General features: G+C 62.2%; 21 protein-coding genes and 1 pseudogene. 14 read left to right on the forward strand and 8 right to left on the reverse strand.

Features of this window, described 5'->3' with window-relative positions; all coding sequences use genetic code 11:
* Positions 1-11: 11 nt before the first annotated feature.
* The gene (locus AC1RGE_RS23625; protein WP_015637466.1) at positions 12-1580 is read left to right on the forward strand and encodes a phospholipase D family protein; all 1569 of its coding nucleotides are present in this window, start codon (positions 12-14) and stop codon (positions 1578-1580) included.
* Positions 1581-1584: 4 nt separating this feature from the next.
* Here the strand turns inward: AC1RGE_RS23625 and AC1RGE_RS23630 are convergent, their stop codons facing one another.
* Together AC1RGE_RS23630 and AC1RGE_RS23635 are read right to left on the reverse strand one after the other, a co-directional pair.
* Positions 1585-2730, reverse strand: a complete 1146-nt coding sequence (locus AC1RGE_RS23630) for an MFS transporter (protein WP_093405547.1) — start codon at positions 2728-2730, stop codon at positions 1585-1587.
* Positions 2731-2857: 127 nt separating this feature from the next.
* Positions 2858-4351, reverse strand: a complete 1494-nt coding sequence (locus AC1RGE_RS23635; RefSeq protein WP_011064217.1) for an aldehyde dehydrogenase — start codon at positions 4349-4351, stop codon at positions 2858-2860.
* 238 nt (positions 4352-4589) lie between these two features.
* Here AC1RGE_RS23635 and AC1RGE_RS23640 point away from each other — a divergent pair, with 238 nt between their 5' ends.
* Positions 4590-4952: a cupin domain-containing protein gene (locus tag AC1RGE_RS23640; RefSeq protein WP_011064218.1), complete on the forward strand. Its 363-nt coding sequence runs from the start codon at positions 4590-4592 to the stop codon at positions 4950-4952.
* Positions 4953-5010: 58 nt separating this feature from the next.
* Here AC1RGE_RS23640 and rpmG read toward each other — a convergent pair whose 3' ends face one another.
* A complete protein-coding gene (gene rpmG, locus AC1RGE_RS23645; protein WP_003177274.1) occupies positions 5011-5166 on the reverse strand; it encodes a 50S ribosomal protein L33 in 156 nt (51 codons plus the stop codon).
* Between the two features lie 11 nt (positions 5167-5177).
* The gene (gene rpmB, locus AC1RGE_RS23650) at positions 5178-5414 is read right to left on the reverse strand and encodes a 50S ribosomal protein L28 (RefSeq protein WP_011064219.1); all 237 of its coding nucleotides are present in this window, start codon (positions 5412-5414) and stop codon (positions 5178-5180) included.
* A gap of 475 nt (positions 5415-5889) precedes the next feature.
* Between rpmB and AC1RGE_RS23655 the strand changes: the two genes are divergently transcribed.
* Positions 5890-7473, forward strand: a complete 1584-nt coding sequence (locus tag AC1RGE_RS23655; RefSeq protein WP_011064220.1) for an ABC transporter substrate-binding protein — start codon at positions 5890-5892, stop codon at positions 7471-7473.
* A 48-nt stretch (positions 7474-7521) separates the two neighbouring features.
* Here AC1RGE_RS23655 and radC read toward each other — a convergent pair whose 3' ends face one another.
* A complete protein-coding gene (radC, locus tag AC1RGE_RS23660) occupies positions 7522-8196 on the reverse strand; it encodes a RadC family protein (RefSeq protein ID WP_011064221.1) in 675 nt (224 codons plus the stop codon).
* A gap of 132 nt (positions 8197-8328) precedes the next feature.
* Between radC and coaBC the strand changes: the two genes are divergently transcribed.
* The 4 genes and pseudogenes from coaBC (at position 8329) to argB (ending at position 12587) form a co-directional block, all read left to right on the forward strand.
* The gene (gene coaBC, locus AC1RGE_RS23665) at positions 8329-9537 is read left to right on the forward strand and encodes a bifunctional phosphopantothenoylcysteine decarboxylase/phosphopantothenate--cysteine ligase CoaBC (RefSeq protein WP_011064222.1); all 1209 of its coding nucleotides are present in this window, start codon (positions 8329-8331) and stop codon (positions 9535-9537) included.
* A 5-nt stretch (positions 9538-9542) separates the two neighbouring features.
* Positions 9543-9998, forward strand: coding sequence for a dUTP diphosphatase (gene dut, locus AC1RGE_RS23670; protein WP_011064223.1), 456 nt, complete (start codon positions 9543-9545; stop codon positions 9996-9998).
* 258 nt (positions 9999-10256) lie between these two features.
* Positions 10257-11657: pseudogene (locus AC1RGE_RS23675) on the forward strand (phosphomannomutase/phosphoglucomutase); the annotation flags it as partial.
* Positions 11658-11681: 24 nt separating this feature from the next.
* On the forward strand, positions 11682-12587 hold the full coding sequence (argB, locus tag AC1RGE_RS23680) for an acetylglutamate kinase (protein ID WP_011064225.1): 906 nt from the start codon (positions 11682-11684) through the stop codon (positions 12585-12587).
* Between the two features lie 151 nt (positions 12588-12738).
* Here argB and pyrE read toward each other — a convergent pair whose 3' ends face one another.
* Positions 12739-13383, reverse strand: a complete 645-nt coding sequence (gene pyrE, locus AC1RGE_RS23685) for an orotate phosphoribosyltransferase (RefSeq protein WP_011064226.1) — start codon at positions 13381-13383, stop codon at positions 12739-12741.
* Positions 13384-13464: 81 nt separating this feature from the next.
* Between pyrE and crc the strand changes: the two genes are divergently transcribed.
* Positions 13465-14244: a catabolite repression control protein Crc gene (crc, locus tag AC1RGE_RS23690; protein ID WP_011064227.1), complete on the forward strand. Its 780-nt coding sequence runs from the start codon at positions 13465-13467 to the stop codon at positions 14242-14244.
* A 61-nt stretch (positions 14245-14305) separates the two neighbouring features.
* On the opposite strand, the gene AC1RGE_RS23695 is transcribed toward crc, so the two are convergent.
* Together AC1RGE_RS23695 and rph are read right to left on the reverse strand one after the other, a co-directional pair.
* Positions 14306-14674 (reverse strand): DUF4870 domain-containing protein, encoded by a 369-nt coding sequence (locus AC1RGE_RS23695; RefSeq protein ID WP_011064228.1) that lies wholly within the window; start codon positions 14672-14674, stop codon positions 14306-14308.
* Between the two features lie 30 nt (positions 14675-14704).
* The gene (gene rph, locus AC1RGE_RS23700) at positions 14705-15427 is read right to left on the reverse strand and encodes a ribonuclease PH (protein WP_011064229.1); all 723 of its coding nucleotides are present in this window, start codon (positions 15425-15427) and stop codon (positions 14705-14707) included.
* 272 nt (positions 15428-15699) lie between these two features.
* Here rph and AC1RGE_RS23705 point away from each other — a divergent pair, with 272 nt between their 5' ends.
* From AC1RGE_RS23705 to AC1RGE_RS23730, 6 genes are all read left to right on the forward strand, one after another.
* Positions 15700-16563 (forward strand): YicC/YloC family endoribonuclease, encoded by an 864-nt coding sequence (locus AC1RGE_RS23705; protein ID WP_011064230.1) that lies wholly within the window; start codon positions 15700-15702, stop codon positions 16561-16563.
* A gap of 10 nt (positions 16564-16573) precedes the next feature.
* A complete protein-coding gene (gene gmk / locus AC1RGE_RS23710; RefSeq protein WP_011064231.1) occupies positions 16574-17194 on the forward strand; it encodes a guanylate kinase in 621 nt (206 codons plus the stop codon).
* A 168-nt stretch (positions 17195-17362) separates the two neighbouring features.
* Positions 17363-17626 carry a DNA-directed RNA polymerase subunit omega gene (gene rpoZ / locus AC1RGE_RS23715; protein WP_007921129.1) on the forward strand — a complete coding sequence of 88 codons (264 nt, stop codon included), beginning with the start codon at positions 17363-17365 and terminating at the stop codon, positions 17624-17626.
* A 57-nt stretch (positions 17627-17683) separates the two neighbouring features.
* Positions 17684-19789 (forward strand): bifunctional GTP diphosphokinase/guanosine-3',5'-bis pyrophosphate 3'-pyrophosphohydrolase, encoded by a 2106-nt coding sequence (gene spoT / locus AC1RGE_RS23720; RefSeq protein ID WP_011064232.1) that lies wholly within the window; start codon positions 17684-17686, stop codon positions 19787-19789.
* Positions 19790-19813: 24 nt separating this feature from the next.
* Complete coding sequence (locus AC1RGE_RS23725) at positions 19814-20194, forward strand: RidA family protein (protein ID WP_007921133.1); 381 nt, start codon at positions 19814-19816, stop codon at positions 20192-20194.
* A gap of 55 nt (positions 20195-20249) precedes the next feature.
* Complete coding sequence (locus AC1RGE_RS23730) at positions 20250-20990, forward strand: hypothetical protein (RefSeq protein WP_011064233.1); 741 nt, start codon at positions 20250-20252, stop codon at positions 20988-20990.
* The last annotated feature ends 25 nt before the right edge of the window (positions 20991-21015 follow it).

Raw genomic sequence — 21015 nt, forward strand, 5'->3', positions numbered from 1 at the left:
GATGACCTGACTTGAACCCTATACAGGCCTTCACCTGGCTTCTGCTGCTGAGCCTCGGGCTGGGCGGCTGCGCTACCCGCGAGGTGCCGTACCAACCCAGCCAGGCCCTGCCCGCCCGTGATTCGGGCTTTGCCCAGTCGATCCGGGCCCAGGCCGCGCCCTACCAGGGGCGTTCCGGCTTTCGCCTGCTACCCAACAGCACCGAAGCGTTCATGGCCCGCGCCGAGCTGATCCGCAACGCGCAAAGCAGCCTCGACCTGCAGTACTACATCGTCCACGACGGCATCAGCACCCGCATGCTGGTGGACGAACTGCTCAAGGCCGCCGACCGTGGCGTGCGGGTACGCATCCTGCTGGACGACACCACCAGCGACGGCCTGGACCAGATCATCGCCACCCTGGCCGCCCATCCGCAGATCCAGATCCGCCTGTTCAACCCTCTGCACCTGGGCCGCAGCACCGGCCTGACCCGGGCCATGGGCCGCCTGTTCAACCTGTCGCAGCAGCATCGGCGGATGCACAACAAGCTCTGGCTGGCAGACAACAGCGTGGCCATCGTCGGCGGGCGCAACCTGGGGGATGAATACTTCGACGCCCAGCCCAACCTGAACTTCACCGACATCGACATGTTCAGCGTGGGTCCGGTGGCCGAGCAACTGGGCCACAGCTTCGACCAGTACTGGAACAGCGCCCTGAGCCGCCCCATCGGCGAGTTCCTGTCCAGCACACCTTCCACCAAGGCGCTGGACAACACCCGGCTGCGCCTCGAGGAATCCTTGCAGGACAGCCGCCGGCAGAACCAGGCGCTGTACCGGCAACTGATGACCTACCAGACCCAGCCGCGCATGGACATCTGGCGCAAGGAACTGATCTGGGCCTGGAACCAGGCCCTGTGGGACGCTCCGGCCAAGGTCCTGGCCAAGGGTGACCCCGACCCGCACCTGCTGCTCACCACCCAGCTGGCACCGGAACTGAGCGGGGTCGGCAAGGAGCTGATCATGATCTCGGCCTACTTCGTTCCGGGGCAGCCTGGGCTGGTGTACCTGACCGGGCGCGCGGACGCCGGGGTCTCGGTGAGCCTGTTGACCAACTCCCTGGAAGCCACCGACGTGCCAGTGGTGCATGGCGGCTATGCGCCCTATCGCAAGGCATTGCTGGAACATGGAGTGAAGCTCTACGAACTGCGCCGACAACCCGGCGAGCGCGGTGGCAGCGGGCCGCACCTGTTCCACAGCGGCTCCTACAAGGGCTCCGACTCCAGCCTGCACAGCAAGGCGATGATCTTCGACCGACGAAAAAGCTTCATCGGCTCGTTCAACTTCGACCCCCGTTCGGTGCTGTGGAACACCGAGGTCGGGGTGCTGGTGGACAGCCCCGAGCTGGCTGAACATGTCCGCGCCCTGGCCCTGCAGGGGATGGCGCCGGCCCTGAGCTACCAGGTCAAGCTGCTGGACGGCAAGCTGGTCTGGGTGACCGAGGACCAGGGCCAGTTGCACAGCCTGGGCCATGAACCCGGCAACTGGTGGCGCCGCTTCAATGCCTGGCTGAGCACCCGCATCGGCCTGGAACGCATGCTCTGAGTGGCTACAACGCAGCCTGGGCCTCGCCAAAGGCCCCCTGGCGCAGCAGCAGGACAAGCAAGCCAAAAGCCCCGGCCGCCACCAGCAGCAACATGGCGTGGCCGCTCACCCACTGGCTGCCGGCCCCTGCCACCAGCGGCCCGATCAGGCAGCCAATGCCCCAGAGCTGCGCCACATGGGCATTGGCCCGCACCAGTGCGTCATCGCGGTAACGCTCGCCGATCAGGATCAGCGACAAGGTGAACAAGCCCCCGGCGCTGGCCCCGAACAACACCCACAGTGGCCAGATCAGCACGGTGCCCAGCAACAGCGGAATGGCCAGGCTGGAACACAGCAGGATCACCGCGCAGCCGGTGAACAGGCCGCGCCGGGAAATCCGATCCGCCAGGGCGCCAATCGGCAGCTGCAAAAGTGCATCCCCCACCACCACGGTGCTGACCATGGCCAGGGCAACGTCTTGGGTGAACCCCTGACTCAAGCAATACACCGGCAGCAGGGTCAGAATCAGCGCCTCGAAAGTAGCGAACAATGCAACTGCCCAGGCAATCGCCGGCAACTTCTGACAGAAGTGCCACAGGTCAAACAGGGTCACGCTGCACGACTCGGTGCTCGGCGCCCCGCCGCGCCCCAACAGCAGGAGCGGTGATACCACCAGCAAACCCACCGCGGTCCAGAAACCGTAATCATGCTCAGTACCCAGCACGCCCAACAGCAGGGGCCCGGCCAGCTGGCTCAAGGCATAGCTTGCGCCATACAGCGCCACCAGCCGGCCACGCCACTGCTCCACCACCAGTTGATTGATCCAGCTTTCCCCCAGAATGAAGATGATGGTCAGGACCACTCCCAGTATCAGGCGCAGCACCAACCACAACGGATAGCTGGGCAGCAGCGCCAGCAAGGCAATGGAGATCGCCCCGCCCCACAGGCACAGGCGCATCAGGCTGGCGGTGCCGAAGCGCGCCGCCAGGCGGCTGGAGATCTTCGCCCCGAGCAACACGCCAATGGCCGGCATCGCCGCCACCACGCCAATTGCAAAAGGCCCGTAGCCCCAGCTTTCGAGACGAAACGACACCAGGGGCATGGTCACGCCCAGGGCCAGGCCGACACTCAAGACTGCGGCCAAAACGGCGAAATAGGTCGCCCAACGCATTTCCACGCTCCTGTGGATCATTGTTTCGCAAGGCACAGACAACACAGCCGGACTCCCCTTGCGGAAAGTCCGGCTGCGCTATGGATCGACATCAGGCGGGGCACTGCCCCGCCTCAAACGACAAGACTCAGAGCTTGATCCAGGTGGCTTTCAGCTCGGTGTACTTGTCGAACGCATGCAGCGACTTGTCGCGACCGTTGCCCGACTGCTTGAAGCCGCCGAACGGCGCGGTCATGTCGCCGCCGTCGTATTGGTTGACCCAGACGCTGCCGGCACGCAGGGCCTTGGCGGTCTGGTGGGCCTTGGAGATGTTGGCGGTCCACACCGCAGCTGCCAGGCCGTAAGGCGTGTCGTTGGCAATCTGGATCGCCTCTTCCACGCTGTCGAAGGCGATCACCGACAGTACAGGGCCGAAGATCTCTTCCTGGGCGATTTTCATCGCGTTGCTGACACCATCGAAAATGGTCGGCTCGACGTAGGTGCCACCGGTTTCTTCCAGGGTGCGCTTGCCACCGGCCACCAGCTTGGCGCCATCGGCATGCCCGGCTTCGATGTAGGACAGCACGGTGTTCATCTGCTGGGTGTCCACCAGGGCACCGACATTGGTGGCCGGGTCCAGCGGGTTGCCCGGCTTCCAGCCCTTGAGGGCCTCGATCACCAGCGGCAGGAATTTGTCCTTGATGGAGCGCTCCACCAGCAGGCGCGAGCCGGCGGTGCAGACTTCGCCCTGGTTGAAGGCAATGGCGCTGGCGGCGGATTCGGCGGCGGCCTGCAGGTCCGGAGCATCGGCGAACACGATGTTCGGGCTCTTGCCGCCGGCTTCCAGCCACACGCGCTTCATGTTGGATTCGCCGGAGTAGACCAGCAGCTGCTTGGCGATCTTGGTGGAGCCGGTGAACACCAGGGTGTCCACGTCCATGTGCAGGGCCAGGGCCTTGCCGACGGTGTGGCCGTAGCCTGGCAGTACGTTGAACACGCCCGCCGGAATCCCGGCTTCCACTGCCAGAGCAGCGATGCGGATGGCGGTCAGCGGGGATTTTTCCGAAGGCTTGAGGATCACCGAGTTACCGGTGGACAGCGCCGGGCCCAGTTTCCAGCAAGCCATCATCAGGGGGAAGTTCCACGGCACGATGGCCGCGACCACGCCTACCGGCTCACGGGTGACCAGGCCCAACTGGTCGTGAGGGGTGGCAGCGACTTCATCGTAGATCTTGTCGATGGCCTCGCCGCTCCAGCTCAGGGCCTGGGCGGCGCCGGGAACGTCGATATCCAGGGAGTCGCTGATGGGCTTGCCCATGTCCAGGGTTTCCAGGAGCGCGAGTTCTTCAGCGTGCTGCTTCAACAGGCCGGCAAAGCGGATCATCACCGACTTGCGCTTGGCCGGCGCCAGGCGCGACCAGGCGCCGGAGTTGAAGGTGGCGCGGGCGTTTTCCACGGCGCGCTGGGCATCGGCGGCATCGCAGCTGGCGATGGTCGCCAGTACGCGACCGTCTACCGGGCTGATGCATTCGAAGGTGTCGCTGGAAGCCGATGCGGTGTATTCGCCGTTGATGTAGGCACGACCTTCGATTTTCAGGTCGCGGGCACGTTGTTCCCAGTCGGCACGAGTCAGGGTGGTCATACGAGTGTCCTCCTCTTATTTGTATACAAGCGCCATGCGAACTACGCCGGCACTGCTGAAGAATTCTGCCCGGCCAGCCTGTTTTCGGCCAAAGGCACCCGCCACCCTAAACCAGCGACACCTGTACTTTCAATATATTTGACAAAGCCCGGGCAAACGCCATTGCTATGTGCATTTTAATAAACATAGACTTTGGCCTTCATAGCCACTCGCGCCGCAATCACGGGGGAATACAACAATGAGCATCCACAACGTCGTCGACTTCAGCCATGCCACCACCGAGGGCGAACGCTACCGCCCCGCTGCGGAAAAAATCCTCAAGGGCGACCCCGAGCAGGCGGTGTTCAACCATTACGCCAGCCCGTGCGGCCAGCTCAATGCCGGGATCTGGGAAGGCGCCGTGGGCCAGTGGACGGTGAACTTCACCGAGCACGAATACTGCGAGATCCTCCAGGGCGTATCGGTACTGCGTGATCACGACGGCAATGCCAAGACTCTGCGAGTCGGCGACCGCTTCGTGATCCCGGCCGGCTTCAAGGGCACCTGGGAAGTGCTGGAGCCCTGCCGCAAGGTCTATGTGGCCTTCGAACAGAAAACCTGAATCCCGGGCACAAAAAAACCCGCTTGAAGGCGGGTTTTTTTGTCAGAAGAAAAATCAATTACTTGATTTTGCCTTCCTTGTAGATCACGTGCTTGCGAACAACCGGATCATATTTCTTGATCTCGATTTTGTCCGGAGTAGTACGCTTGTTCTTGTCGGTAGTGTAGAAGTGACCAGTACCGGCGCTCGAGATCAAACGAATCAATTCACGCATGATTAGCTCCCTTAAACCTTGCCGCCATCGCGACGGATTTCGGCCAGCACGACATCAATGCCGCGCTTGTCGATGATACGCATGCCTTTGGCAGATACGCGCAGACGCACAAAACGTTTCTCGGACTCAACCCAGAAGCGGTGATGCTGCAGGTTCGGCAGGAAACGACGACGGGTTTTGTTGTTTGCGTGGGAAATGTTATTCCCAGTCACCGGACCCTTACCGGTAACTTGACAGACTCTAGACATGCCTCAGCCCTCTAAAACCACATGCCCAACCCGGCATGGGTTGGCCGCTTAATCTCTCAGTCATTTGGCGCCAGGCGCCGCGTTTCTTTAGGGTCTTACCGGCTACACCTACAAGCGAAGGAACCGGGCCCCTAGAAAAGAGCGCTGCTTTATACCAGAAAGACCCCAGAGCAACAACAACCGCTGTGCCCAGGATGACGAAAAGTCCTGATTTTCTTGCGCCGGACGCCTGCGGCAAAGGCTACCGCAGAAATCTACCGCTCGTCGCAGAATATATTTCTCCCGAAACCCCAGGCACAAAACCGCCATTGGGCGCGGTCATGCCTGCGGAAAATCACGCCTGGAACCCCGGCCGAGCCCGAGGTTTCGTCACTCGATACAAAAGGGATAGTCATTTTACAAAGAGCCCACTAGGGTAAGGCATTTCCAGACTGCACTCGCAGATGGGCTTTCGATCTGCACAAGGAACCCGACCATGCGTCTTGCCGCCCTCCCGCTCCTGCTCGCCCCTCTCCTGAGCCCCCTGGCCCAGGCTGCCGCGCTGAGCGTCTGCACCGAAGCCAGCCCGGAGGGCTTCGACGTGGTGCAGTACAACTCACTGACCACCACCAACGCATCCGCCGACGTGCTGATGAACCGCCTGGTGGAGTTCGACGCCGATAGCGGCAAGGTAGTCCCCAGCCTTGCCGACAGCTGGGAGGTCTCTGCCGACGGCCTGACCTACGTGTTCAAGCTGCACCCCAAGGTCAAGTTCCACCGCACCGAGTATTTCAACCCCAGCCGCGAGCTGACCGCCGAAGACGTCAAGTTCAGCTTCGAGCGCATGCTCGATCCGGCCCATCCGTGGCACAAGATCGCCCAGAGCGGCTTTCCCCACGCCCAATCCCTGCAGTTGCCCAGCCTGATCAAGAAGATCGATGCCCTGGACCCGCTGACCGTACGCTTTACCCTGGACCACGCCGATTCGACCTTCCTCGCCACCCTGAGCATGGGCTTCGCCTCGATCTACTCGGCGGAGTACGCCGAGCAACTGCTCAAGGCCGGCACCCCGGAGAAGCTCAACAGCCAGCCGATCGGCAGCGGCCCGTTCATCTTCGGGCGCTTCCAGAAAGACGCCTCGATCCGCTACAAGGCCAACCGCGACTACTTTGCCGGCAAGCCTGCGGTCGATTCGCTGATCTTTGCCATCACCCCGGACGCCAACGTGCGCCTGCAGAAGCTGCGCCGCAACGAGTGCCAGATCGCGCTGTCGCCCAAGCCCCTGGATGTCCAGGCCGCCAGCGAGGATCCGGCACTGAAGGTCGAGCACACCGCAGCCTTCATGACCGCCTTCGTCGCCATCAACAGCCAGCACCCACCCCTGGACAAACCCGAGGTACGCCAGGCAATCAACCTGGCCTTCGACAAGGGCAGCTACCTCAAGGCGGTCTTTGAAGGCACCGCCGAAGCCGCCAACGGCCCTTACCCGCCCAATACCTGGAGCTACGCCAAGGACCTGCCCGGGTACGCCCACGACCCGGAAAAGGCTCGCCAACTGCTGGCCAAGGCTGGCCTGAAGAACGGCTTCCAGACCACCATCTGGACCCGCCCTTCTGGCAGCCTGCTCAACCCCAACCCCAGCCTGGGCGCGCAGTTGCTGCAATCGGACCTGGCCCAAGTGGGGATCCAGGCGGAAATCCGCGTGATCGAATGGGGTGAACTGATCCGCCGCGCCAAGGCCGGCGAGCACGACCTGCTGTTCATGGGCTGGGCTGGCGACAACGGCGACCCGGATAACTTCCTCTCGCCACAGTTCACCTGCGCCGCCGTCAAGTCCGGCACCAACTTCGCCCGCTACTGCGACCAGAACCTGGACAAGCTGATCACGGCCGGCAAGACCACCAGCGAACAGGGTGTGCGCAGCAAGCTGTACCAACAGGCCCAGACCCAGATCCAGCAGCAGGCGCTGTGGCTGCCCCTGGCACACCCGACCGCTTTCGCCCTGACTCGCAAGCAGGTCGAGGGCTACCAGGTGAGCCCCTTCGGGCGCCAGGACTATTCGAAAGTCAGCATCAAGTGAACTGCCGGCCGGCTTCAAGGCCCACCCAGGCCTTGAAGCCGGCCGCATTCAGATCCAGCCGTACTCGGCCATCGACAGCGGGTCGCCCTCCCCCACGATGAAGTGGTCCAGCACCCGCACATCGATCAACTCCAGCGCCTCCTGCAAACGTCGGGTCACTACCCGGTCGGCCGGGCTGGGCTCGCAAATGCCTGACGGGTGGTTGTGGCAGAGGATCACCGCCGCTGCATTGTGCGCCAAGGCGCGCTTGATCACCTGCCGCGGGTACACCGTGGTGCTGTCGATGGAGCCCTGAAACAGCACTTCGAAGGTCAGTACACGATGCCGCGTGTCGAGAAACAGGCAACCGAACACTTCATGGGGCTCGTGGCGCAGCATCGACTTCAGGTAATCGCGCACCACCAGCGGGTTCTCCAACGCGGACTGGCGATGCAGTTTCTCCGCCAGATGCCGTCGGGCCATTTCCAGCACCGCCTGCAACAAGGCGTACTTGGCCGGGCCCAGCCCCAGTTGGCGGGTGAAGGTCAGTTGATCGGCCTCCAGCAGCCTGCGCAGGCTGCCAAAGCGCCGCAACAGATGCCGCGCCAGGTCCACCGCGCTTTTACCGGCCACCCCGGTGCGCAGGAAAATAGCCAGTAGCTCGGCGTCGGAAAGGCTGATGGCGCCCTGCTCCAGAAGCCGTTCCCGCGGACGCTCCGCCGCGGGCCAGTCACGAATACTCATCACACCTCCCTGTGCATGGCGCCGCTGTTCGACAGCGGGCGCTGTGCTATCTTAGCCCCCTCTTTTTTGCGTGGTATTTCACCTGGGGAGGGGGCATGCCACGCAGCAATCACTGAACGGAAAGACAGGCCTATGCAGCGGCTGTATCGGAAACGCATCGTGCTCGGCGTCGGCGGCGGCATTGCCGCCTACAAGAGCGCGGAGCTGGTTCGCCGACTCCTCGACCAGGGCGCCGAAGTGCGCGTGGTCATGACCCGGGGCGGCAGTGAATTCATTACCCCGCTGACCATGCAAGCGCTCTCCGGGCACCCGGTCCACCTCGACCTGCTGGACCCGGCTGCCGAAGCCGCCATGGGCCATATCGAGCTGGCCAAGTGGGCCGACCTGGTGCTGATCGCGCCGGCCACCGCGGACCTGATTGCCCGCCTGGCCCAGGGCATTGCCGACGATCTGCTGACCACCCTGGTGCTGGCCACCGATGCCATCGTCGCCATCGCCCCGGCGATGAATCAGGCCATGTGGCGCGACCCTGCCACCCAAGCCAACACCCAACTGCTGCAAAGCCGTGGCCTGAAGGTCTTCGGCCCGGCTTCCGGCAGCCAGGCCTGTGGCGATGTCGGCCTGGGCCGCATGCTGGAGGCCAACGACCTGGCCCAGTGCGCCGCCGATTGCTTCCAGCATCTGGCGCTGACCGGCAAGCACCTGCTGATTACCGCCGGGCCGACCCAGGAAAACATCGATCCGGTGCGCTACATCACCAACCATAGCTCAGGAAAAATGGGCTTCGCCCTGGCCGAGGCCGCGGTTGAAGCCGGTGCCCGGGTGACCCTGATCACTGGGCCGGTACACCTGCCAACCCCCGATAGAGTCACGCGGATCGACGTTGTCAGCGCCCGGGACATGCTCGCGGCCTGTGAGTCGGCGATCCCATGCGACGTTTTCATCGCCTCTGCGGCGGTCGCGGACTACCGACCGGAAGTCGTCGCCCCACAGAAATTAAAGAAAGACCCTACGAAAGGTGACGGCCTGTTGCTGCAGATGGTGCGCAACCCGGACATCCTGGCCACCATTGCCAGCCGTCCGGATCGGCCTTTCAGTGTCGGTTTCGCCGCAGAAACCGAAAACTTGCTCGACTACGCTGCACGTAAATTGAAGGACAAGAACCTCGACCTGATCGTCGCCAACGACGTTGCCAACCCGAGCATTGGCTTCAACAGCGAGGAAAACGCCTGCAGCGTGATTGACCGGGAGTTGCACGCAACTCTCTTCGCCCAGACCAGCAAGGGCAAGATTGCCCGCCAGCTGATCTCTTTTATCGCCGAACGGCTGAACCAGGTTTAACTCGCATGCACGCTTTACAAGCCAAGATCCTCGACCCACGCATCGGCAACGAATTCCCTCTGCCGCAGTACGCCACGCCGGGCTCCGCCGGCCTCGACCTGCGAGCCATGCTCAAGGAAGACACCCTTCTGGAGCCAGGCCAGACGCTGCTGATCCCTACCGGGCTGTCGGTCTACATTGGCGATCCGGGCCTGGCGGCGCTGATCCTGCCGCGCTCCGGCCTGGGCCATAAGCACGGCATCGTGCTGGGCAACCTGGTGGGCCTGATCGACTCGGACTACCAGGGCGAACTGATGGTGTCCTGCTGGAACCGTGGCCAGACCGCCTTCAACATCGCCGTCGGCGAGCGCATCGCCCAACTGGTGCTGGTGCCTGTGGTCCAGGCGCATTTCGAAGTGGTCGAAGCCTTTGATGAAAGCCAGCGCGGCGCAGGTGGCTTCGGCCACTCCGGCAGCCACTGATCTGCCTCTCGGAGTGGGCAGCCTGCCTGCTCCGCCCCCTTGCGAGAGCAATCAAGGACCGAGGACCAGCATTTTTTTGCAGGGCGCCTGGCCCCCGCCAGGCCGGGCTGCTGACCGGTTCCGGAGGGGACGGAGCCCGTCAGATGGCACTTTCGCAGTACGAACTCTATGCTGAAAACGCCGTCATACCCTTCAGTTTGAGCCTGCCGGCCTGTCCTCCCACGGCCGTACTGCACCCCTTCAGATGGAGCACCCTCAGTGATGAGCAACGCAGCTAAAGTCGCCCCGAAATTCCCCGACAGCATCTTCCGCGCCTACGACATCCGCGGCGTTGTACCGCAAACCCTGACCGCTGAAACCGCCTACTGGATCGGCCGCGCCATCGGCTCCCAGAGCCTGGCCCAGGGTGAACCGAACGTCTCCGTGGGCCGCGATGGCCGCCTGTCCGGGCCGGAACTGGTGGCGCAACTGATCCAGGGCCTGCACGACAGCGGCTGCCACGTCAGCGACGTCGGCCTGGTGCCGACCCCGGCCCTGTATTACGCGGCCAACGTACTGGCCGGCAAGTCCGGCGTAATGCTCACCGGCAGCCACAACCCCTCGAACTACAACGGTTTCAAGATCGTCATCGCCGGCGACACCCTGGCCAATGAACAGATCCAGGCCCTGCACGAGCGCCTCAAGAGCAACAACCTGAGCAGCGCTCAGGGCAGCGTCACCCAGGTCGACATCCTGCCGCGCTACGCCGAGGAGATCATCCGTGACGTCAAGCTGGCCCGCCGCCTGAAAGTCGTGGTGGATTGCGGCAACGGCGCCGCCGGGGTGATTGCCCCACAATTGATCGAAGCCCTGAACTGCGAAGTGATCCCGCTGTTCTGCGAAGTGGACGGCAACTTCCCCAACCACCACCCGGATCCAGGCAAGCCCGAGAACCTCGAGGACCTGATTGCCAAGGTCAAGGAAACCGGCGCCGACCTGGGCCTGGCCTTCGACGGCGACGGCGATCGTGTCGGTGTGGTGACCAACACCGGCAGCATCGTCTTCCCCGACCGCCTGCTGATGCTGTTCGCCAAGGACGTGGTGGCGCGCAACCCGGATGCGGAGATCATCTTCGACGTCAAATGTACCCGACGCCTGATTCCGCTGATCAAGGAATATGGCGGTCGCCCGCTAATGTGGAAGACCGGTCACTCGTTGATCAAAAAGAAAATGAAACAGACCGGCGCTCTGCTGGCCGGCGAAATGAGCGGCCATGTGTTCTTCAAGGAACGCTGGTTCGGCTTCGACGACGGCATTTATAGCGCCGCACGGTTGCTGGAGATCCTCAGCAAGGAAAAATCCACCGCGGAAGAGCTGTTCGCCACCTTCCCGAACGATATTTCTACGCCGGAAATCAATATCCATGTGACCGAAGAGAGCAAATTCAGCATCATTGACGCCCTGCACGACGCGCAGTGGGGTGCAGGCGCCGACCTGACCACCATTGACGGGGTGCGGGTCGACTATGCCAAGGGCTGGGGCCTGGTTCGCGCCTCCAACACCACCCCTGTGCTGGTGCTGCGCTTCGAGGCTGATGATGCAGCCGAACTGCAGCGCATCAAGGATGTGTTCCACACCCAGCTGAAACGTGTTGCACCTGATCTCCAACTACCGTTTTGATTGTTTGAAGCACCGGAGCCCTGAATGACCATCGAACGCGATGCCGCCGCCAATACCGCCAAGGTCCTATCCGAAGCGCTGCCTTATATTCGCCGCTATGTCGGCAAGACCCTGGTGATCAAGTACGGCGGCAACGCTATGGAAAGCGAGGAGCTGAAAACCGGCTTCGCCCGCGACATCGTGCTGATGAAGGCTGTCGGGATCAACCCGGTGGTGGTGCACGGTGGCGGCCCGCAGATCGGTGACCTGCTCAAGCGCCTTTCCATTGAAAGCCACTTCGTCGATGGCATGCGCGTGACCGATGCGCAAACCATGGACGTGGTGGAGATGGTCCTCGGTGGCCAGGTCAACAAGGACATCGTCAACCTGATCAACCGTCACGGCGGCAGCGCCATCGGCCTGACCGGCAAGGATGCCGAGCTGATCCGGGCGAAAAAACTCACCGTGACCCGCCAGACGCCGGAAATGACCACCCCGGAAATCATCGATATCGGCCATGTGGGCGAAGTGGTCGGGATCAACACCGACCTGCTGAACCTGCTGGTCAAGGGTGATTTCATCCCGGTGATCGCACCGATCGGGGTCGGCGCCAACGGCGAGTCCTACAACATCAACGCCGATCTGGTGGCTGGCAAGGTGGCCGAAGCATTGAAAGCCGAAAAGCTGATGCTGTTGACCAACATCGCCGGCCTGATGGACAAGTCGGGCAAGGTCCTCACCGGCCTGAGCACCCAGCAGGTCGACGAGCTGATCGCCGACGGCACCATCTACGGCGGCATGCTGCCGAAAATCCGTTGCGCGCTGGAAGCCGTGCAAGGCGGGGTCGGCAGTTCGCTGATCATCGACGGTCGCGTGCCCAACGCGATTCTGCTGGAGATCTTCACCGATACGGGTGTCGGCACCCTGATCAGCAACCGCAAGCGTCCTTAAGCACCAGGCACAAAAAAGCCCCCGCCCGGGATCCCGGGCGGGGGCTTTTTTATCGACGCAATCTTTGTGGGAGCCGGCTTGCCGGCGAAGGCACTCACGCGGGCAACTCAAGGCCCAAAGGCCTCTTCGCCGGCAAGCCGGCTCCTACAGGTCAGATTCCGTACTGCGCGCGGTAGGCTTCCACCGCCGGCAGATGCTGCTTGAGCGCCGGATCATCCGCCAGGAACTGCAGGACCTGGGTCAGGGAGACAATGCTCACCACCGGAATGCCGAAGTCACGCTCGACCTCCTGGATCGCCGACAACTCGCCGTTGCCGCGTTCCTGACGGTTCAGGGCGATCAGCACCCCGGCCGCCTTGGCGCCGTCCTGGGACTCGATGATCTGCATCACTTCGCGGATCGCCGTGCCGGCGGTGATCACGTCGTCGATGATCAGCACATCGCCGGTCAAGGGAGCCCCCACCAGGCTGCCGCCTTCGCCGTGAGCCTTGGCTTCCTTGCGGTTGAAGCACCAGGGCAGATCGCGCTGGTGATGCTCGGCAAGCGCCACCGCAGTGGCCGCCGCCAGAGGAATGCCTTTATAGGCCGGGCCAAACAGCACATCGAAGGGAATGCCGCTTTCGACGATCGCCGCGGCGTAGAAACGCCCCAGCTGGGCCAGCGCCGAACCGCTGTTGAACAGGCCGGCATTGAAGAAGTAAGGGCTGGTGCGCCCGGACTTCAGGGTGAACTCACCGAAGCGCAAAACCCCGCGATCGATGGCAAAACGAATGAAATCGCGCTGATACGCCTGCATGAAAAAACCCCAGATACCACGGATTTAGCTAATTAGGTAGAGCTCGGGTATCATACACGCACGTGATTTTTGGGGCCATTTATGCGGATCATCAGTGTGAACGTCAATGGTATTCAGGCTGCAGTGGAGCGTGGTTTGCTCAGTTGGCTGCAGGCACAGAATGCCGACGTCATCTGCCTGCAGGACACCCGCGCCTCTGCCTTTGAACTGGACGACCCAGCCTTCCAACTGGATGGCTACTTCCTTTATGCCTGCGATGCCGAAGTCCCTGCCCAAGGCGGTGTGGCTTTGTATTCGCGGTTGCAGCCGAAGGCGGTCATCAGCGGCCTCGGCTTCGAGACAGCCGATCGTTACGGGCGCTACCTGCAAGCCGATTTCGACAAGGTCAGCATCGCGACCTTGCTGCTTCCATCAGGGCAGAACGGCGATGAAGACTTGAACCAGAAGTTCAAGCTAATGGACGATTTCGCCCGTTATCTGGATAAACAGCGGCGCAAACGTCGCGAGTACATTTATTGTGGCTCGCTGTACGTGGCGCAACAGAAGCTGGATATCAAGAACTGGCGCGACAGCCAGCAATCTCCGGGCTTCCTGGCACCTGAACGTGCCTGGATGGACGAGATCATTGGCAACATGGGTTATGTCGACGCATTGCGTGAAGTCAGCCGTGAAGGCGACCAGTACAGCTGGTGGCCGGACAACGAACAGGCCGAGATGCTGAACCTGGGCTGGCGTTTCGACTACCAGTTGCTGACTCCCGGCCTGCGTCGCTTTGTCCGCAGCGCTCGCCTGCCGCGCCAGCCACGCTTCTCGCAGCACGCACCGCTGATCGTGGACTATGACTGGACGCTGACCATCTAAGCGTCCTTTCACCGCCACAAAAAAGCCGACATCGCTGTCGGCTTTTTTGTGCTTGCTCGAGCTACTTGATCAGGCGCCAGGTGAAGGGGTAGCGATAAGGCACCCCTTCGCCAGCCTTGACTCCGCCGATGATGGTCAGCACCAGGGCTCCGATCGCCAGCAGGCCGAACATGAAGAACCCGATCACCACGATCATCAACAGGAAGCACACCGCCGACGCAATGGCGACGGTCAGCTGGAAGTTCAGTGCTTCCTTGCCCTGGGCATCGATAAAGGGATCGGTTTCGCGCTTCATCTGCCAGAGAATCAACGGTCCGATCAGTGTGCCGAAAGGAACCCAGATCCCCAGCAAGGCGGACAGGTGACAAAACATCGCCCATTGCCGGACTTCGTGGCTCGGCGTAGGCAGCGGCAGTTGTTCATCACTCATGGTGCTCTCCTTGCTGAAGACCTGCGCCCATCAATCGGCGAGCGCGGCTTGCTGCAGTTGGAAAATCTCGTTCATGCCTTGCTGGGCCAGGGCCAGCATCGCATTCAGTTCAGCCGGCTGGAACGGCGCACCTTCGGCAGTGCCCTGCACTTCGATGAAACCACCGGTGCTGGTCATCACAACGTTGAGGTCGGTTTCGGCAGCCGAGTCTTCCAGATAATCCAGGTCCAGGACCGGTTCGCCCTGGTACATGCCGACGGATACCGCGGCGATCATCTGCTTCAGCGGATCGCCGCCTTTCAGGCCACCGCGCTTCTTGATCACTTTCAAGGCGTCGACCAGGGCCACCATGGCGCCAGTGATCGATGCGGTACGAGTACCGCCGTCGGCCTGGATCACGTCGCAATCGACATACAGGGTGACGTCGCCCAGCTTGGACATGTCCAGTGCGGCGCGCAGCGAACGGCCGATCAGGCGCTGGATCTCCAGGGTCCGACCGCCCTGCTTGCCACGGCTGGCTTCGCGCTGGTTACGCTCGCCGGTAGCCCGCGGCAGCATGCCGTACTCGGCAGTCAGCCAACCCTGGCCCTGGCCCTTGAGGAAGCGCGGCACACCGTTCTCGACGCTGACCGTGCAGATCACTTTGGTATCACCGAACTCGACCAGTACAGATCCCTCGGCGTGTTTGGTGTAGTTGCGGGTGATGCGGATCGAGCGGAGCTGATCGGCGGCGCGACCACTTGGACGTTTCATAGGGGAACACCTGTACGGGGACGGAAAACTGCCGAGCATTATAAAGCCCGCAACCGCGCCAGGGCACGCCTAAAAAGGTCAAAGGAGCATTTACACCGCGGATGAGTCCTGTTGCGACGAGCTGCAATGCATTGGCAGCGCCAGGGTTTGGGGGCTCCGACCGCACTGCGCTACAATCCTGCGCCTTCGCAGCCTGTCGGCTTCAATTCATCTTTATCAGGCCCGCCCACCCCCCTCACGGTTGGTGCCGGCGCTGAATCGGAGGTACCTCCATGGTGCACAGCATGACCGCCTTCGCCCGGGCAGAACGGGCAGGCACTCAGGGCACCCTGAGCTGGGAACTGCGCTCGGTCAACAGCCGCTACCTGGAGCCGCACCTGCGTTTGCCGGAAGCCTTTCGCGACCTTGAAGGCGCGGTCCGCGAAGCCCTGCGCCAGGGCCTGTCCCGCGGCAAGGTCGAGTGCACCTTGCGCTTCATCGAGGAAACCGCCGGCAAACCGCTGCAGGTGGATCGCGAGCGCGCCGCGCAACTGGTCGCTGCCGCCGAGTCCGTCGCCAGCCTGATCAAGCAGCCGGCCGCGCTCAACCCGCTGGAAGTCCTGGCCTGGCCGGGCGTACTGGTGGCCGACGCCACTGACCCGCAAGCCTTGAACAGTGACGCCCTGGCCCTGTTCAACCAGGGCTTGAAGGAACTGAAGAATGGCCGCGAACGGGAAGGCGCCGAACTGGCCAGGCTGATCGACGAACGCCTGTCCTCCATCGAGGAAGACGTGGCGACCCTGCGTGAACTGGTCCCGCAGATGCTCGCGACCCAGCGCCAGAAGATCCTCGACCGCTTCGCCGACATGCAGGCTGAGCTGGATCCGACCCGTCTCGAACAGGAGATGGTGCTGCTGGCACAGAAAAGCGACGTCGCCGAAGAACTGGACCGCCTGAGCACCCACATCATTGAAGTACGTCGCGTGCTCAAGTCCGGCGGCGCGGCCGGGCGGCGCCTGGACTTCCTGATGCAGGAACTCAACCGCGAAGCCAACACACTGGGCTCCAAGGCCTTCGACCCGCGCAGCACCCAAGCTGCGGTCAACCTCAAGGTGTTGATCGAGCAGATGCGCGAACAAGTGCAGAATATTGAGTAAGGCAACTGACATGACCCACAGCACCGGCACCCTGTACATCATTTCCGCGCCGTCGGGCGCGGGCAAGAGCAGCCTGGTCAAGGCCCTGACCGACGCCAAACCGGAGATTCGCGTCTCGGTCTCCCACACCACCCGTGCCATGCGCCCCGGTGAGGTGGACGGCGTGAACTATCACTTCGTCTCCCGCGAGACGTTCGTGAAGATGGGTGAGCACGGGGACTTCCTGGAGCGCGCCGAAGTGTTCGGCAACCTCTACGGAACCTCGCAAAGCCACCTGCAGCAAACCCTGGACGCAGGCCACGACCTGATTCTGGAAATCGACTGGCAAGGCGCGGAACAAGTACGCAAGCTGATGCCCCAGGCCCGTTCGATCTTCATCCTGCCACCGTCCTTGCAAGCCCTGCACCAGCGCCTGACCAACCGTGGGCAGGACAGTGACGAGGTCATCGACGGGCGGATGCGCGAAGCCGTCAGCGAAATGAGCCACTACGTCGACTACGACTATCTGATCATCAACGACGATTTCGCCCACGCGCTGGGCGACCTGAAGGCGATTTTCCGCGCCAATCAGTTGCAACAGAAACGCCAGCAGCAGCGTTTCGGCAAATTGCTGGCTGAACTCCTGGGTTAAAACAGCACTTCCCAAAACCGCTGCAAGCGCTTTACATTGGCACTTGCAGCGCGTTGAAGGGCTTGGTTAAAAAATCAGCGCTTCCCTTAACGCTGGTGATTTTTTAAACTGTTGAGTCCGCTCGCCCATCCGGGCAGCGCGCATATTGCATTTGCTACGAGGAAGACCATGGCCCGCGTAACCGTTGAAGACTGCCTAGAACACGTGGATAACCGCTTTGAGCTGGTCATGCTCTCTACCAAGCGTGCCCGTCAACTGGCCACCGGCGGCAAAGAGCCGAAAGTAGCATGGGAAAACGACAAGCCTACCGTTGTCGCCCTGCGCGAAATCGCTGAAGGCCTGATCGACTACGCAGCCATCGCCGAAGCCGAAATCGTTGAAGATGAGCCGCTTTTCGCTGCTTTCGAGGACGAGTCCAACGAGGCCGTCTGAGCCTATGCCTGGTCGACGTAGCACGGCGCGGGATCACAGCTTACGGCAGGAGACATCATGCCGAGCATAGACGCCCTCGCCGATCGCTTATCGACCTATCTCGGCACGGACCAGGTCAATCTGGTCCGCCGAGCGTATTTCTACGCCGAACAAGCCCATGACGGTCAACGCCGTCGCAGCGGCGAGGCGTACGTCACGCACCCACTCGCGGTAGCGAACATTCTTGCCGACATGCACATGGACCATCAGAGCCTGATGGCCGCGATGCTGCATGACGTCATCGAAGACACCGGCATCGCCAAGGAAGCGCTCAGCGCGCAGTTCGGCGAAACCGTGGCCGAATTGGTGGATGGGGTCAGCAAACTGACCCAGATGAACTTCGAAACCAAGGCCGAAGCCCAAGCGGAAAACTTCCAGAAGATGGCCATGGCCATGGCCCGCGACATTCGCGTGATCCTGGTCAAGCTGGCCGACCGCCTGCACAACATGCGCACCCTGGAAGTACTTTCCGGCGAGAAGCGTCGGCGGATCGCCAAGGAAACCCTGGAGATCTACGCCCCCATCGCCAACCGCCTGGGCATGCATGCCATCCGCATCGAATTCGAAGACCTGGGCTTCAAGGCGATGCACCCGATGCGTTCCGCGCGGATCTACCAGGCGGTCAAGCGCGCCCGGGGCAACCGCAAGGAAATCGTCAACAAGATCGAGGAATCCCTCAGCCACTGCCTGGCCATCGACGGTATCCAGGGCGAGGTCAGCGGTCGCCAGAAGCACCTGTACGGCATCTACAAGAAGATGCGCGGCAAGCGTCGGGCCTTCAACGAGATCATGGACGTCTATGCGTTCCGCATCATCGTCGACAAGGTAGACACCTGCTATCGCGTACTCGGCGCTGTACATAATTTGTACAAGCCGCTGCCGGGACGCTTCAAGGACTACATCGCCATTCCCAAGGCCAACGGCTATCAGTCGCTGCATACCACGCTGTTCGGCATGCACGGAGTACCGATCGAGATCCAGATTCGTACCCGGGAAATGGAAGAAATGGCCAATAACGGCATCGCCGCCCACTGGCTGTACAAATCCAGTGGCGACGAACAGCCCAAAGGCACTCACGCCCGCGCCCGCCAATGGGTCAAGGGCGTGCTGGAAATGCAGCAACGCGCCGGCAACTCCCTGGAATTCATCGAGAGCGTGAAGATCGACCTGTTCCCGGACGAGGTCTACGTGTTCACGCCCAAAGGCCGGATCATGGAGCTGCCCAAAGGCTCCACCGCGGTGGACTTCGCCTACGCGGTTCACACCGACGTCGGCAACAGCTGCATCGCCTGCCGGATCAATCGTCGCCTGGCGCCGCTGTCCGAACCCCTGCAAAGCGGTTCCACAGTGGAAATCGTCAGCGCCCCGGGCGCGCGCCCGAACCCGGCCTGGCTGAATTTCGTGGTCACCGGCAAGGCCCGCACCCATATCCGCCATGCTCTCAAGCTGCAGCGCCGCTCCGAGTCCATCAGCCTCGGCGAACGCTTGCTGAACAAGGTGCTCAACGGCTTCGACAGCTCCCTGGAAAAGGTCCCGGCCGAACGCATCCAGGCGATTCTCCAGGAATACCGCCTGGAACTGATCGAAGACCTGCTGGAAGACATCGGCCTGGGCAACCGCATGGCCTACGTTGTGGCGCGCCGCCTGCTGGGCGAAGGCGAACAGCTGCCAAGCCCGGAAGGCCCGCTGGCAATCCGCGGCACCGAAGGCCTGGTGCTGAGCTACGCCAAGTGCTGTACGCCGATCCCGGGCGATCCGATCGTCGGCCACCTGTCCGCCGGCAAGGGGATGGTGGTGCACCTGGACAACTGCCGCAATATCAGCGAAATCCGCCACAACCCGGAAAAGTGCATCCAGCTCTCCTGGGCCAAGGATGTCACCGGCGAATTCAACGTCGAACTGCGCGTAGAACTGGAACACCAACGCGGCCTGATCGCGCTGCTGGCCAGCAGCGTCAACGCCGCCGACGGCAACATCGAGAAAATCAGCATGGACGAACGCGATGGTCGCATCAGCGTGGTCCAACTGGTGGTCAGCGTGCACGACCGCGTACACCTGGCCCGCGTGATCAAGAAACTGCGCGCCCTGACCGGGGTCATCCGCATCACCCGCATGCGTGCGTAGCCCGTCCATTACAAGGAGTCATTCATGACCAAGACAGTTATCACCAGCGACAAGGCACCTGCTGCCATCGGCACCTACTCCCAGGCGATCAAGGCTGGCAACACCGTCTACATGTCCGGCCAGATCCCTCTGGACCCCAAGACCATGGAGCTGGTGGAAGGCTTCGAAGCCCAGACCGTCCAGGTGTTCGAAAACCTCAAGTCGGTAGCCGAGGCCGCTGGCGGTTCGTTCAAGGACATCGTCAAGCTGAACATCTTCCTCACCGACCTGAGCCACTTCGCCAAGGTCAACGAGATCATGGGCAAGTATTTCCAACAGCCTTACCCAGCCCGCGCCGCCATTGGCGTGGCCGCCCTGCCAAAGGGTGCACAGGTTGAAATGGATGCCATTCTGGTCATCGAGTAACACCCGCGGCGCAGCCCTCAAGGCTGCGCCGTTTTCGTTCTGAAAGGATTTCGTCATGCGCCAAGCGCTAGCTGTTTCGCTGCTCGCCGTACTGCTCGGCGGTTGCGCCAGCGACCCCGCCAAAAACGATGTGGGCGGCATCTGGATCAATCAGGTAGCGATCGACGCAGCCTCCAAGGGCGGCCCTTTGCGTGAAGCCCTCCAGGCCTACGGCCCGAACCTGGAATGGGAGCTCAATACCAAGGCTGGCCAGGCCCGTTACACCAACGGTTTCGAAACCGTCGAAGGCAAGATCATCGGCGACGGTTCCAGCACTGCAAAAGTCGAGTTCTATGGCAGCGCCGCCACCGACTTGAAGCGCAACGGCAAGCAACTGCTGCAAGTGGCCAACGACAATGAGCCCGAGCAGGTCTTCGACCGCCCCAAAGACCCCGCCCCCGAAGGCGCGCCGCTAGGCGCCAACTTCGAGCGCGCCTTGTACTCGGCGTACCTGGGTGGCAAGTGGAAGATCGTCAACGGACCGGGCCTGGGCAACGAAGTGCAGTTCCAGGCAAACGGCGCCGTCCAGGGCCTACCGGGCGCCGATCGCTACGCCTTGTGCCTGGCTGGCGACTGCGCCTCGATGAGCGGCGGCAACGATAGCATCTGGCTGCAGCTCAACGGCCAGGGCAACTCCTGGATCTTCGTGCGCAAGGATCAACAGCTGGAGATCTTCCAGGCGGTGAATACCGCCCTGGCGGATGAAGTGCCCTCGCTGACGCCGGGCAGCCAGCAGTGGTTGCTGGAAAAGCAGTAACTACCCTGTAGCCGCTGCCGCAGGC

Source organism: Pseudomonas sp. GW823-FHT02C05, assembly GCF_058797595.1.

What these genes read in the sequence shown, in the direction of transcription:
- AC1RGE_RS23630 (WP_093405547.1), bottom strand. Translation starts at nt 2,730, where the DNA reads ATGCGTTGGGCGACCTATTTCGCCGTTTTGGCCGCAGTCTTGAGTGTC.
- AC1RGE_RS23635 (WP_011064217.1), bottom strand. Translation starts at nt 4,351, where the DNA reads ATGACCACCCTGACTCGTGCCGACTGGGAACAACGTGCCCGCGACCTG.
- AC1RGE_RS23640 (WP_011064218.1), top strand. Translation starts at nt 4,590, where the DNA reads ATGAGCATCCACAACGTCGTCGACTTCAGCCATGCCACCACCGAGGGC.
- rpmG (WP_003177274.1), bottom strand. Translation starts at nt 5,166, where the DNA reads ATGCGTGAATTGATTCGTTTGATCTCGAGCGCCGGTACTGGTCACTTC.
- rpmB (WP_011064219.1), bottom strand. Translation starts at nt 5,414, where the DNA reads ATGTCTAGAGTCTGTCAAGTTACCGGTAAGGGTCCGGTGACTGGGAAT.
- AC1RGE_RS23655 (WP_011064220.1), top strand. Translation starts at nt 5,890, where the DNA reads ATGCGTCTTGCCGCCCTCCCGCTCCTGCTCGCCCCTCTCCTGAGCCCC.
- radC (WP_011064221.1), bottom strand. Translation starts at nt 8,196, where the DNA reads ATGAGTATTCGTGACTGGCCCGCGGCGGAGCGTCCGCGGGAACGGCTT.
- coaBC (WP_011064222.1), top strand. Translation starts at nt 8,329, where the DNA reads ATGCAGCGGCTGTATCGGAAACGCATCGTGCTCGGCGTCGGCGGCGGC.
- dut (WP_011064223.1), top strand. Translation starts at nt 9,543, where the DNA reads ATGCACGCTTTACAAGCCAAGATCCTCGACCCACGCATCGGCAACGAA.
- argB (WP_011064225.1), top strand. Translation starts at nt 11,682, where the DNA reads ATGACCATCGAACGCGATGCCGCCGCCAATACCGCCAAGGTCCTATCC.
- pyrE (WP_011064226.1), bottom strand. Translation starts at nt 13,383, where the DNA reads ATGCAGGCGTATCAGCGCGATTTCATTCGTTTTGCCATCGATCGCGGG.
- crc (WP_011064227.1), top strand. Translation starts at nt 13,465, where the DNA reads ATGCGGATCATCAGTGTGAACGTCAATGGTATTCAGGCTGCAGTGGAG.
- AC1RGE_RS23695 (WP_011064228.1), bottom strand. Translation starts at nt 14,674, where the DNA reads ATGAGTGATGAACAACTGCCGCTGCCTACGCCGAGCCACGAAGTCCGG.
- rph (WP_011064229.1), bottom strand. Translation starts at nt 15,427, where the DNA reads ATGAAACGTCCAAGTGGTCGCGCCGCCGATCAGCTCCGCTCGATCCGC.
- AC1RGE_RS23705 (WP_011064230.1), top strand. Translation starts at nt 15,700, where the DNA reads ATGGTGCACAGCATGACCGCCTTCGCCCGGGCAGAACGGGCAGGCACT.
- gmk (WP_011064231.1), top strand. Translation starts at nt 16,574, where the DNA reads ATGACCCACAGCACCGGCACCCTGTACATCATTTCCGCGCCGTCGGGC.
- rpoZ (WP_007921129.1), top strand. Translation starts at nt 17,363, where the DNA reads ATGGCCCGCGTAACCGTTGAAGACTGCCTAGAACACGTGGATAACCGC.
- spoT (WP_011064232.1), top strand. Translation starts at nt 17,684, where the DNA reads ATGCCGAGCATAGACGCCCTCGCCGATCGCTTATCGACCTATCTCGGC.
- AC1RGE_RS23725 (WP_007921133.1), top strand. Translation starts at nt 19,814, where the DNA reads ATGACCAAGACAGTTATCACCAGCGACAAGGCACCTGCTGCCATCGGC.
- AC1RGE_RS23730 (WP_011064233.1), top strand. Translation starts at nt 20,250, where the DNA reads ATGCGCCAAGCGCTAGCTGTTTCGCTGCTCGCCGTACTGCTCGGCGGT.